Source organism: Prevotella intermedia ATCC 25611 = DSM 20706, assembly GCF_001953955.1.
In the GTDB taxonomy this organism is placed as follows: domain Bacteria; phylum Bacteroidota; class Bacteroidia; order Bacteroidales; family Bacteroidaceae; genus Prevotella; species Prevotella intermedia.
Window position 1 is genome coordinate 76,984 of the sequence record NZ_CP019301.1, and the last position, 12,669, is coordinate 89,652.

Below are 12,669 nucleotides of genomic sequence, written 5' to 3' on the forward strand. Positions count from 1 at the left end.
AGTGATGAAAAAGGAAAGAAGAAATATGGAAGAAATAGATCGTTTCATAGGAAAAACTTTTGGTATGAGCCAAGCTGAAAATTCAAGTGAACAATCTGTCTCTGAATTCCGGGAAAAGGGAATGAAAACTATTCAAGAGCAAAAACAACAAGAAACAGAACATGCCATAGAGCATGCCACGCCATCCGAGCCTGTACTGCATACAGAGCATGCAACTATTCAACGACGCATCAGTGCCAAGATGAGAAAAGAGACACTTGACGCATACAAGCAAGCGTTCCTTGTTCCAACAAAGCTGAGCGAGAGAAAGGCGGTCTATCTGAGCAGGGAAACACAGGAACGTGCGGACTTCATTGTCCGTAGATTGGGAGATAAAGGAGCCAATGTCTCGAGCTTCATCGAAAACCTTGTGCGTATCCATTTGGAGGAATACGGTGAGGAAATAGAAAAATGGAGGAAGCTGTAAACAACAGAAAAATGGTCGAGGGTTTTTAGAAAAAGGAACGCCCCTTTCACTCAAAACCCTCGACACTTTTTAGAGAGTAAGGCAACGAACTTTTGCTAAAAACACTGAAAGGTGGGAACGCCATGAACATAGTTATACATGGAATGCACGGCATTCACTTTTAGGCTACAAAACGCTTTGTGCGTAAACGGAACGTTAGCTGACATTGCAAGACGTCAGTTTGTACCCACAAACTGCTTTTGCTCCCCTCGTCCATCTATCGGGGAGGTTAGACCGTAATCACTCCGTTCTCATCGGTCAGTATTCAGGAATTAAGAAGCAACGAATCATCTACAATGATTAACTTTCAAAAAAACTTATATGAGCAGATACAAGGGAAAAGCTGCCCGATGGCAGCAACAGAATAAGGAAGAGCAGCAGATGAACAAGACGGAGTTCATCAAGGTAAGATGCACCTTAGAGGAAAAGCAGCGTATCAAATCAAGGACGGAAATCACGGGGCGGAAGTTCTCCGACTACTGCCGTGAGATACTCCTTAACGGAGAAGTTACAGCCGTTCCAAAAATGACCGACAATGAGAGGGAAGCCATTGCCATACTCCAGCATACAGGAAGGTTCTACGGGCAGGTTTCCAACCTCATCAAGGTCAAGGACGAGGATTGGCTACATATCACAAAGAACCTTTCCCTATGTGCAAAGGAAGCATTTAAGCGATTTTACGACCCTCATTTTCGTGTGGACGATGAGGTATATAAGGTCTTAAATCTGACAAGAGATGATAGGAAAATGTAAGGCGATAGCACACGGCAGCACGGCTTTGGACTATATTTTCAGAGAGGGCAAACTCGGTTATCGGCTTGCTTTTCACAATCTTTGCAGCAGGGAGGCAAAGACGATTTATGAAGAAATGAAAGTGGTCAGCGACCATAACAGCCGTTGCAGGAACAAGTTTCTCCGCATTGAAATAGGCATCGCACCTCAGGACGAGAAAAAGCTGCCTGTGTCCGAACTTATGAGGATAGCCCATTTGTTTGCCAAGCGAATGGGACTTGACAACCATCAATGGGTGGCGGTAACGCACAAGGACACCGACAACAGACATATTCACATCATTGCCAACCGCATCAGTCTGTACGGTGAGGTTTATGATACCACTTTTGCGAGCAACAGGGCAGCGAGAGTGGCAGAGGAAATAAGCAGAGAGAAAGGCTTGACCATCGCAAAGGAGGTCAAGGCGGAGAAGAAATATCAAAAGACAAAAGCCAGTCCAACGAGAGAGCAGACGAAGCAGCAGGTGCAGAAGATTTGCTATGCCTTGCTTGAAAAATACAAAGGTACAGGTATCACGGGACACTCCATGTTCCTCTATGAGCTGAATAAGAACGGCATCGCCATAGAGCGCATGAAGAACAAGCAAGGTAATGTTCTATGGCTTGAAATTCTCATACGCAGGACAATCCTTCAAAGCTTCCGAGATAGGCAGGGAGTTCGGCTACCGTTCCTTGCAGAAGAACTTTGAACCAACCGAAAAGAAAGAACTACATGCTGCAGGCTATCAACTTGTTCCTCCAAGCCGTTCCTCTATCTCACGAGACAATGACACTCCACGAGTGCAGAATCCCATTGGTGCAGTGGCAGACGCCATTGTTGGCGCAGCCGATGAAGTGGTGGAAGGATTGGGCGATTTGATTACACCATCCACACATGGCGATGACTATACCGAAGCAGCATGGCAGCGTAAACTCAGAAACCAAGCCAACAGAAAGAAGAAGCGAGGACGAGGATTATAATCCCATTACAGTGACAAAAAACAGCATTAAAAAATGCAGAATGAAGAATTTCTCATTAAAAACGCTTGTTATTCGCCAGCAAAGTATTATCTTTGCAAACAGAATAACAAGCGTTCTTTGTTAGGCAGAAAACAGCGGAGCCAAGTAGTTCGCTCGTTTCTAAATCGTTACCAGTTTAGTTGTATCAGTAAGGTAACTTCTTTATTTTCAATTAGATACACTTTAATAAATATCTTGCATGGTGATAGTTATATTTGTGAAAAATATTTACAGCCTTGTAGCCCTTTTTTCGTTCAAAAGGGAAGTGGTTGTTTCTGATTTCCTATTGTTTCTTTGCTTTGGTTGTGAAATGAAAAAATACCTTCTGATGCGGATAAGGAAGGGGGCTTGACGTGCTGTTGGCTTCAGTCGTAAAACAAAAAGCAGCCCCAAACACGGTGGATTGGGACTGCTTCTGCGAAAATAAAAGGGTTTTATTCTGTTGGAACTTTAAACTTTTTTATTGCTGTCCGGTAAAACTTTTCTCTCCAATTCATTATTATAAATAATGCTCCTAAAGTATTATTCTGGGTGTTTTTCTCTTAAATTTCGCCCCAATTTCATTCAAATAAGAGTTTTTAGTAACTGTTACTATTTGAAACAAAAAGTAAGCCCCTATTGGCTATATGTGCTTGTAATACCGATAAATAAAGGTTTGTAGAACTTTCAATCAGTTTTTACCGGACAGCAATAAAACTTTTTATTCTTTTGGGTTTAAGTTCTTATTCTGCAGGAACTTCAAACTTGTCGCCTGTCTGCTCTACGAGTGCCTTGCGGGCAGCTTGGCTCATACCTGGACGAGCGGGGCGAGCGGCAAAGCCAGACTCGGTGCGTTCGAACTTACCGTCCTTTTCGGGCTTCACAGCCATATCGTTGAACTTCACGATGAGGTAGGTTGCGAGCTGCTTCCATTCGGCAATCATTTCGTTGCTCTTTGCTACCGAGTAGTCGTTGAGGAACTTAACGGCTGCTGCCTTGTCGGTAAGGTAAAGCTCCTGTGCTCTTTCCTCAATCTGCTTGCGGTCGGCTTCGTAGCCTTTTTCCAAGCGGTCGCGCACAGCTTTGAGTGCTGGGAACATCTGAGAGTAGCGTGGGTAAACCATATTTGCCACCCAGTTGCATACCCAGAATGCGTTCTTGTCAGAGAAAGTAACGGCGTCGGCACCTGGTGTGTTGAAACATTCGGCACGTTCTACGTTGCTGCAATAGATTGGAACGTAGGCTGCCATATTGGCGTCGTCGTTGGCAAACCAGATGATACCGCCGATTTCGCGTGGCAACCACGAACGCAACTGGCATACATAAGAGAATGCGCTCTGCTGTGTAGAGGCTGGACGCTCGGTGAAATACTTCTTTCCGTTGTATTCGAATACCAGTGGAGTGGGGCGATAAGGCATATCCCAGTTGCCCTGACCGCAGTCGTTGAGTGTGCTCAGCGGTGTGCCTTCGTAGTGGTCGCGCATGCTCATCTGCACGTCAGCGAGGGTTAGCTTGCGGTCTGGCTGAATCCAGAGAGGCATATCTTCGGCGTTCTTGTCCTTACCGAGTGCCCAAGGCAAGTAGCGAGACATATCCTTGAAGTGGTTGAAGAAGCTCCACACGCGTGCATCGCAGTAGCGACGGCCGCCGAAATCGGGTGCTGCGTAAACCATTTTCCAGTTGAAGTCCTTGTCGTTGCCTGTGAACCAGCCCTTTTCGCGAGCGAACTTGATGCAGTTCTTCGATGTCATAACGTCGGTGTTGTATGTAGAGAACTGGCCGATGCGTGCTTGGTTGGCGTGTCCTGAAATCATTCCGTCAGGTATGCGCACAGCTACCCACACCACTTTCTGCTTCTTGTCGCCACCGCAACCCATCATTTCGAGAATCCAAACTTCGTTAGGGTCGGCAATGGTGAAGCTCTCTCCGCTCGACTGGTAGCCGTATTTCTCTACCAATTCGGTCATTACCTTGATGGCTTCGCGTGCTGTCTTTGCACGTTGCAAGCCGAGATACATCAGCGAACCGTAGTCGATGATACCTGTTTTGTCTATCATCTCCTCGCGTCCGCCGTAGGTTGTCTCGCCAATGCTGAGCTGATACTCGTTGATGTTGCCGATAACGTTGTAGGTTTCGGCAGCTTCGTCGATGAATCCGTGGCTTTCGCCAGAGTCGTAGTCGATGATTTCGCGCTTCGTGCCCTTTGCGTGCTTGCCTGCAGCGTAGTGGCAGAGGTTAGTGAACAAGCCGTAATCGTCGGCACTGTAAGTTACGAAAACCGAACCGTCGGTAGTCGCTCCCTTTGTTGCAATGAAGTTTGTGCAAGCCTTTGCTGCTCCGAAAGAGCATACGGCGAGCACGGCTAAAAGTAGTTTCTTCATAATTATATAATTTAAAATTAAAAGTTTGACATTATTAATATATCAGTTTTGTCGTGTAGGTTGCCACGTTCTGTCGGCGGTCGGTGGCTGTAATCTGCAGTGTGCGCTGTGCCTTTGTGGGGCGAATGGGTGTCTTGCTCAGGTCGCAGAAGATGATGGAACGGTCTTTTCCTTGCTCGAACAGCACGAATTTGCCGTCGATGTAGGCTTCGTAGCCCTTTACTCCGCTACCCGTATCGGACAGTCGGAAGGCGAGAAACGTCGGACTTGCCGAGGTTTGCTGTATTGTGGGCAGCGTGTTGTCGCAAGCTGCATAGTACACCAAGCCCAGGTCGCGAATGTTTCCCTTCAGCCAACCGCCCTTGTAGGTGCCTCCGCAGTACATCGGAGGTGTGCCTGCGCCACTGCCTGCTGCCACTGCTGCCATATACAACTTCGATGGGTCGGAGGGCGGTGTGGCTATCTTGATGTTCAAATCGGTGTAGCCGAGCAAGGGCAAGAGCGACGGTGCAAAGTGATAACCTGCCGAAAAGGCACCTGCTATGTTGCTTTGTTGAGGCTGCAAGAGGCTGTTGCGTGCCAAGAGCGAGCCATCGACGTGGAGCAAGGCTGCACCGAAGGGCACGCGGTTGGTGCGGTTGGTGAGCAAAGCCGTGCTGCCGTTGCCTATGGACTGTGCAGGCTGAATGGCTTGCGGAGTGCCCACAACGTATATGTCTTTTACGGTTTTGTTGCCGTAGTAGTCGCGGAAGACGTATTGCAGGTGGTATTCACGCTGTTGGTTGAAGTCGATAATGCCACGTGCGTGGTTGGTTTTAATGAACGGTAGGCGGTTGCCTGGTTCAAGGAAAGACTTCAGATACCACGTCCGATGACTCACAAAATACTCGTAGTCGCCCCACACGTTTATCATTCGGTTGCACTTTTGGGGTATGTTGTTCACATCGCTTTTGCAGACTAACTTGCCGTCGCAGTAAAGCTCGGTGTAGCGCACGCCGTAGCTGTTGTACACGCCGTCCATGTGGTCGTAAGCCCATGCGCCGAAGCCAACCTTACCCCACGCTTGGTAGCGGGTTTGTCCGAACGAGCAGATGCGGCTTTCCTGCGTGTTCTGGAAGACGCCCTGCCCACGCTGCGGATAGCTCTTGAACGAGTAGGCGGTGGGTGCCTCGGTGTCGGGAACGATGTGCGAGAGCCAGTTCAGCGGGTCCATCAGGTTGCCCGTTGCCGTCTGGTGCATTTCCAAATGTAGGTGCGGACCTTGCGAAGCCCCCGTATTTCCGCTGAGCGCAATGAACTGTCCCTTTCTTACAGGTATTTCACCAGGTCGGAAATGTATGTCGCCGTTGAACTTACGGTGCGCATATTGCCAGCGTTCCACGGCTGCCTGCACCTGCGGAGCAAAGCGGTTGAGATGCACGTAGAAGCTGGAATAGCCGTTGGGGTGGGCTATTACGAGTGCGTAACCGAAGCCGTATTCGCCCACAATGGCACGCGAGATGTAGCCATCGGCAATGGAATAGATGCCAAAGTTTACGCCACGCTCGGTTTTCACGTCGATACCGCCGTGGAAATGGTTGGGTCGGGGTTCGCCGAAGTTGCCCGCGAGCTGTACGGGTATGTGCACTGGCGAGCCGAATGAGAGTGCTGTGAGCAGTAAACTTATGATAAGCTGCATCTGTTTTGTCGTTGTTTTATCTTGTTTTTTCGTTCCTCAAAAGGTGCGTTTTTTCGCTATGGCAGTGCTCAAACAGGTTGGGCAATGCTCGTTTGGTTTAAGGGGAACGTTCTTTCTGTTGTTCCTTGTTGTTGTTTATGTAGTTGTCTTGCTGTTCCGTTCCTTTCTTTACAAGGTGTTTTCAGCAAGTGCCTTGCCTTTATTCAGCGAGCAGTTTGCCGTCTTTATAGGCACGAAGGCTGTCCATGTTGCCTTGTAGGACGACCTCGCCGCCTATCCATTCCGTCACAGCAAGCTCCTCTGTGAGGGGGAAGCAGCGCACCACCGTCTCGCCAACGAGTTCAATTACGGCAGGCTCTATGCGCTCGTTGTCGCAGATTGCCGTGTTGGCAGCCACTCTTCTCATCGTGTTACGGGTATCTGCAGGTTCTTTTCGCTCAGGGCTTCTTTCGGTGTGCTGCGTTCCAGCATAACTGGCTGGTCGGTTCCCGAGGCAGGTTCGACTTGTAGTTTCTCCACTGCTTCGCCGCCCACGTTGCGTATGGGGTAGGTGGTATCGGTAGAATCGCTTGCTTCGGTTGCGGCAGTTTTGCTCTTGTGCATACGAATGAGCTTGATGTTGGTTACTGCCAACAGGCGGAAAGTGCTTGATGCTTCTTGCGGTTGAGGCATGTAGAAGTAACCACGCACCCGCTTTATGCCCACGTTGGCGTTGTCGCGAATGGACAATACTTGGTGGTCTTCGTTGTATATGCGTATGGTTTCGGTGGCTACGCTGTCGTTTCCGAACGTTACGGAGAACACGGCGACACCCTCGCGTGTACCGTCTTGCACGATGAATTGTGGGTCGAATTCGAGCGTTAGCTGGTCGCCCTTGTGGTAGGTGGTGTCTGTTTGTATTTCAAAATATCTGTAATTGTCGGGCGATTGCGGCATCAGTATCACTGCCCTTGCCTTGTTCCACACGTTCGTGGTGTCGCCCTTGAGCGATGCTTCGCCGTATTGACTGAAGTCGGACGCCGATGCGCCTTGTGCACGGGCTTCCTTTTGCAACCTTTCGTCGATGTTCTCGTACATCTTCTTCAGCCGTTCGGTGTGGCGCATATAGTATTGCAGCGACTTGCTGAACTCGCTTTCGCTCACTTCGTGGCGTTTGAATACAGCCAGCTTGTAGGCTTCCTGTTCGGTTGGGGTTGCGTTTTTAATGGCTGCCATCGACATTGCGATGTGGTAGTCGTATAGCAGGTCTTCCATATCGCCGGGCTGAATGTAGTCTGACGGTACGGTGGGTTTGCACGAAACCAACACGAGAACGAGCAAAATCAAGAGTTTTGCCCATCTTCCTTGTGTGTTGTTGGGTTGCTGTGCGTGCATTCCTAATATCTATTTTTCAGTGTTTTCTGTTGTTTCTTCTATGTTCTCGGCTGTTGGCGGTGTTGCCTTGATGTTGTTGAAGTCGTTTCGGTAGAATAGGAAAAGTACCACTACGCCCACCGAAATGCAGGCATCGGCAAAGTTGAATATCGCCGAGAAGAAAGTGAAGTCCTCGCCTCCCCACACTGGAAACCAATTGGGGAAAGTGCCGTGGAAGAGCGGGAACGAGAACATATCTACCACGTTGCCCATCAGTATAGATGCGTAGCCTTCGCCCCACGGCACAAGTTGGGCAGGCGGCAAGTTGGTATAATAGGGGTGCGACGCCGTGAAGATTTCGCCATAGAAGAGCGAATCGAAGATGTTGCCTGCTGCTCCGGCGTAAATCATACTCAGTACGACGATGTAGCCTATGCGTGCACCCTCTTTAATCTTCTTCCAAATGTACCACGTCAAGCCACCTACGGCAACGATTCGGAACAAACTTAGGAAGAGTTTGCTGCCGATTTCCATACCGAAAGCCATACCGCGGTTTTCTATAAACGAGATGCGAAACCAATCGAACACGACGATTTCCTCGCCGATATTCATATTCAGCTTCACTGCAACCTTAATTGCTTGGTCAATCAGCAGCAGCAAAACGATGATTGCTGCTGCGATTGTACATTTCTTTTTGTTGTTCATCTGAACCTTTAATGGTCTTTGTTGGCCTGCTTCGATGCCACGCTGAGTGTTGCGTGTGGCACTATTCTGAGGCGTTCCTTGGGGATTAGCTCTCCCGTAATTCTGTCTATGCCGTACGTTTTGTTGTCAATACGCACCAATGCAGCCTGCAAACCCTGTATGAACTTCTGCTGACGCTGTGCCATCTGCACGAGTTCCTCTTTGGTTTGGTTGGTACTGCCTTCTTCCAGTGCCTTGTAGGTGGGCGAGGTGTCGTTCACGTCGTTGGTGTTCTTGTTCATCAAGACCTTCATCGTTTCCTCGTAGTCCGACTTGGCAATGTCTAATTTCTTGTTTATGATAGCGCGGAACTCCTCGAGTTCTTCGTCGCTGTAACGCTTCTTTTCTTCCATAGATTGTTAGTTAAATGGTGTTCTACTTAGATTTACTGTTCTCTGTATGTATGTTTTTGTTGTTCCTTATATATAATAAGGTGTACTGCGGCGTGGTGGAAGAGCGTTCAGCCACCACGCGCAGCCTGCCTTGTTATGCTTTTTGTACGAGAATGTTGAGCTTAAAGTCGTCGAAATCCACTTCCGTTCCGCCGTTTTCAGCCACTACAATATCGTTTGCCAGCACCTGTGTCTTAACGAGTTCGCCGAAGGCAGCGATGGCTGCGGTGGTTTCGTCGTTAGGTGTTACGGTTACGATGATGCGGTCGGTGATTTCAAAACCTGTTTCCTTGCGGAGGTTCTGAATGCGGTTTACAAGCTCGCGTGCCATTCCTTCCTTCTTCAGTTCGTCGGTAAGCTCCACTTCGAGTGCCACGGTGAGGTTGCCCTCGTTGCTTACCAGCCAGCCTGGCATATCTTCTGAGATGATTTCAACATCGGCTACGTCTACGTTGATGGTTTCGCCTTGCAGGTCGAAAGCGAAGTTTCCGCTCTGCTCGAACAGTGCAATCTCGTCTTGGTTCAGGCTGTTCATCTTTGCCGCAACGTCTTTCATAAGCTTGCCATACTTCTTTCCCATAATGCGGAAGTTGCACTTCACTTTCTTCACGAGTATGCCCTGACCTTCCACGAAGTTGAGTTCCTTCACGTTTACTTCACTCTTTATGAGGTCTGCCATAGCCGTAATGTGCTGACGTTGTGTGTCGTCGATGGCTGGAACCATAATCTGTGCGAGCGGTTGGCGCACTTTAATGTTCACCTTACGGCGCAAAGCCAGTACCATAGAGGTGATGCGCTGTGCCATATCCATACGTGCTTCGAGGTCGAGGTCGATGGCTGCCTTGTCGGAAACGGGCCACTTGTCGAGGTGAACGCTTTCTTTCTTGCCCCCAAGGTCGTGATAGAGTTCGTCGGCATAGAACGGTGCGAGCGGTGCGACGAGCTTTGCCACCGTCATAAGGCAGGTGTAGAGTGCATCGTAAGCACTGCGCTTGTTTCCGCTCATCTCCTTTCCCCAGAAGCGTTTGCGGTTCAGACGCACGTACCAGTTGCTCAAATCGTCGTTCACGAAGTTGTCTATCAAGCGTCCTGCGCGTGTTGGGTCGAAGTTTTCAAGCTCTGCGGTAACCTTGTCTACCAGCGAATTGAGCTTTGAAATAATCCAACGGTCAATCTCTGTCGCATCTTCCGTCAGCACTGGTGTGCCTTCGGCAGGTATCTCGTAGTTGTCTACGTTGGCATAGAGTGCGAAGAAACTGTATGTATTATATAATGTGCCGAAGAACTTGCGGCGACATTCGTCCACGCCTTCGGGGTCGAACTTGAGGTTATCCCACGGTTCGCTGTTGGTCATCATGTAGAAGCGCACTGGGTCGGCACCATATTTCTCCATCATTTCAAATGGATTGGTAACGTTGCCCACGTGCTTGCTCATCTTGTTGCCCTTTGCATCGAGCACGAGTCCGGTTGATATAACGTTCTTGAACGCAACCGAATCGAACACCATTGTTGCGATTGCGTGGAGCGTGAAGAACCAACCACGTGTCTGGTCTACACCTTCGTTGATGAAATCGGCAGGGTAGAAGGCTGGTGGAACGGCTGTTCCGCTGTACGAAGAGCTTACGAGCTGCTTGCGATATTTGTCCTCCGACAATCCTGTCTTAGCCAAACCGTCCTTGCAGATTTCGCCTTCGAACGGATAGTGGAGCTGTGCGTAAGGCATAGAACCGCTGTCGAACCACACGTCGATGAGGTCGTCTTCGCGTCGCATAGGCTCTCCTGCATCGTTTACGAGTACGATGTCGTCCACGTAAGGGCGGTGGAGGTCGATGCGGTCGTAGTTTTCCTGACTGTAATCGCCCACTACGAAGCCGCGTTCCTTGAGCGGATTGCTCTTCATAACGCCTGCTGCAACTGACCTTTCTATCTCGTTGTAGAGTTCTTCTACCGAACCGATGCACTTTTCGTTGCGCTTTTCGTCGCGCCAGATAGGCAGCGGTGTGCCCCAGAAGCGCGAACGGCTCAGGTTCCAGTCGTTCAGATTCTCCAACCAGTTGCCGAAACGTCCCGTACCAGTTGATTCCGGCTGCCAGTTAATGGTCTTGTTGAGTTCCACCATACGTGTCTTGGCTGCCGTGTCTTTGATGAACCAGCTGTCGAGCGGATAGTAAAGAATGGGCTTGTCGGTACGCCAGCAGTGCGGATAGTTGTGCGTGTGTTTCTGAATATTGAAGGCTTCGCCCGCCATTTTCATCTCCATACACATCACGATGTTGAGGTCTTCCGACTTCTCGGAAGTCTTCTTGTCCCATACGCCGTCAGGGTTGAAGCGTGGGTCGTAGGCGTTCTTCACGTAGTCGCCTGCGTGTTTGCCGTAAGCGTCTTTGTCTACGCAGGCAGCAATGAAGTTGTTGTCGAGTTCCTCAAAGGTGTAATACTTACCCTGTAAGTCCACCATTGGGCGTGTTTCTCCTTTTTTTGAGATGAGGTAGAGTGCCGGAATGTTGGCGTCTTTAGCCACTTTGGCGTCGTCGGCACCGAAAGTGGGAGCGATATGCACAACGCCAGTACCGTCTTCGGTAGTAACGTAGTCGCCAAGAATAATGCGGAAGGCTTCGCTTTCCATTTCTACAAATTCGTCGCGACCGTCTTCGCTCTTGAATACCTTCTCGGTATGCGCCTTGGCGTAGTTGTTTACGAATGTAGGAGCTACCTCGCCGGTGCGCTCAACAGGCTTAATCCATTTCATAAGCTGCTCGTAGTGAATGCCTTCGAGCTCGGTACCCATTGCCTTTCCTACGATACGGTAAGGCAATACCTTGTCGGTAGGCTCGTAAGCAGGCATTTCGCCTTCCTTCACTTCGCCTTCGGGCTTGAAGTAAGCCGTCAATCGGGTAGATGCCACCACCACTGTAGCCTTGTCGGCAGTGTATGGATTGTAGGTCTCTACTATCAGATATTCAATCTTCGGACCCACGCAGAGTGCCGTGTTTGAAGGCAATGTCCAAGGCGTTGTAGTCCACGCAAGGAACGATGGCTTGCCCCAAGCATTGGTTTTGATGCCTTGTTTCTGGCAGAAAGCTGCCCAATCGTTTTCCACAATGGTGAAGTGCACCGTTGCAGTGGTATCTTTCACATCGCGATAGCAGCCTGGTTGGTTCAGCTCGTGGCTCGAAAGTCCAGTGCCTGCGCCTGGCGAATAGGGCTGAATGGTGTAACCCTTATAGAGCAAACCTTTGTTGTAGAGCTGCTTCAAGAGCCACCAAAGCGTTTCGATGTATTTGTTGTCGTAAGTAATGTAAGGGTGGTCGAGGTCTACAAAGTAGCCCATCTCCTCGGTAAGTTTACGCCATTCGGCTGTGAACTTCATCACATTTTCACGACATCTGTGGTTGTATTCCTCAGTCGAAATGTATTTTTCCGAATCCTTGTTGTCGATGTCTTTCTTCGTAATGCCCAGTTCTTTCTCCACGCTGAGTTCCACAGGTAGTCCGTGTGTGTCCCAACCAGCCTTGCGATGCACCTGAAAACCCTGCATCGTCTTGTATCTGTTGAAAGTATCCTTAATGGCACGTGCCAACACGTGGTGTATTCCGGGGTGTCCGTTTGCAGAGGGAGGACCCTCGAAGAAGATGAACTGAGGCGCGCCCTCGCGCTCGTCAATACTCTTATGGAAGATGTCTTTGTTCTTCCACTCTTCTAACACTTCCTTGTTGGTATTTACCAAGTTCAGTCCGTTATGTTCGGCGAATTTCTTAGCCATAATTGTATGTTTGTTTTACCTGTTTTCTTTGAAACTGCAAATTTACGCAATTTATTTTAATTATGGCCGATAAAAGACGAAAAA

At 49.2% G+C, this 12,669-nt stretch carries 9 protein-coding genes and 1 pseudogene; 3 read left to right on the forward strand and 7 right to left on the reverse strand.

Annotated elements, in window-relative coordinates:
• Positions 1-4: 4 nt before the first annotated feature.
• From BWX39_RS08960 to BWX39_RS08970, 3 genes and pseudogenes are all read left to right on the forward strand, one after another.
• Positions 5-466: a DUF3408 domain-containing protein gene (locus BWX39_RS08960; protein WP_028905988.1), complete on the forward strand. Its 462-nt coding sequence runs from the start codon at positions 5-7 to the stop codon at positions 464-466.
• 360 nt (positions 467-826) lie between these two features.
• Positions 827-1,258 carry a plasmid mobilization protein gene (locus BWX39_RS08965; RefSeq protein WP_028905987.1) on the forward strand — a complete coding sequence of 144 codons (432 nt, stop codon included), beginning with the start codon at positions 827-829 and terminating at the stop codon, positions 1,256-1,258.
• Positions 1,242-2,256, forward strand: a pseudogene (locus tag BWX39_RS08970) (relaxase/mobilization nuclease domain-containing protein). The gene BWX39_RS08965 and the pseudogene BWX39_RS08970 overlap by 17 nt, the downstream one beginning before the upstream one ends.
• A gap of 761 nt (positions 2,257-3,017) precedes the next feature.
• Here the strand turns inward: BWX39_RS08970 and BWX39_RS08980 are convergent.
• The 7 genes from BWX39_RS08980 to ileS form a co-directional block, all read right to left on the reverse strand.
• Positions 3,018-4,655, reverse strand: coding sequence for a dipeptidase (locus BWX39_RS08980; protein ID WP_028905986.1), 1,638 nt, complete (start codon positions 4,653-4,655; stop codon positions 3,018-3,020).
• A gap of 34 nt (positions 4,656-4,689) precedes the next feature.
• The gene (locus BWX39_RS08985; RefSeq protein ID WP_028905985.1) at positions 4,690-6,333 is read right to left on the reverse strand and encodes a M23 family metallopeptidase; all 1,644 of its coding nucleotides are present in this window, start codon (positions 6,331-6,333) and stop codon (positions 4,690-4,692) included.
• 199 nt (positions 6,334-6,532) lie between these two features.
• Positions 6,533-6,739: a hypothetical protein gene (locus BWX39_RS08990; protein ID WP_028905984.1), complete on the reverse strand. Its 207-nt coding sequence runs from the start codon at positions 6,737-6,739 to the stop codon at positions 6,533-6,535.
• A complete protein-coding gene (locus BWX39_RS08995; RefSeq protein WP_028905983.1) occupies positions 6,736-7,707 on the reverse strand; it encodes a DUF4296 domain-containing protein in 972 nt (323 codons plus the stop codon). Before BWX39_RS08995 ends, BWX39_RS08990 begins: the two co-directional genes overlap by 4 nt.
• 9 nt (positions 7,708-7,716) lie before the next feature.
• On the reverse strand, positions 7,717-8,391 hold the full coding sequence (locus tag BWX39_RS09000) for a lipoprotein signal peptidase (protein WP_028905982.1): 675 nt from the start codon (positions 8,389-8,391) through the stop codon (positions 7,717-7,719).
• Positions 8,392-8,399: 8 nt separating this feature from the next.
• A complete protein-coding gene (locus tag BWX39_RS09005; protein ID WP_028905981.1) occupies positions 8,400-8,783 on the reverse strand; it encodes a TraR/DksA family transcriptional regulator in 384 nt (127 codons plus the stop codon).
• Between the two features lie 133 nt (positions 8,784-8,916).
• On the reverse strand, positions 8,917-12,585 hold the full coding sequence (ileS, locus tag BWX39_RS09010) for an isoleucine--tRNA ligase (RefSeq protein ID WP_028905980.1): 3,669 nt from the start codon (positions 12,583-12,585) through the stop codon (positions 8,917-8,919).
• Between the last annotated feature and the right edge of the window lie 84 nt (positions 12,586-12,669).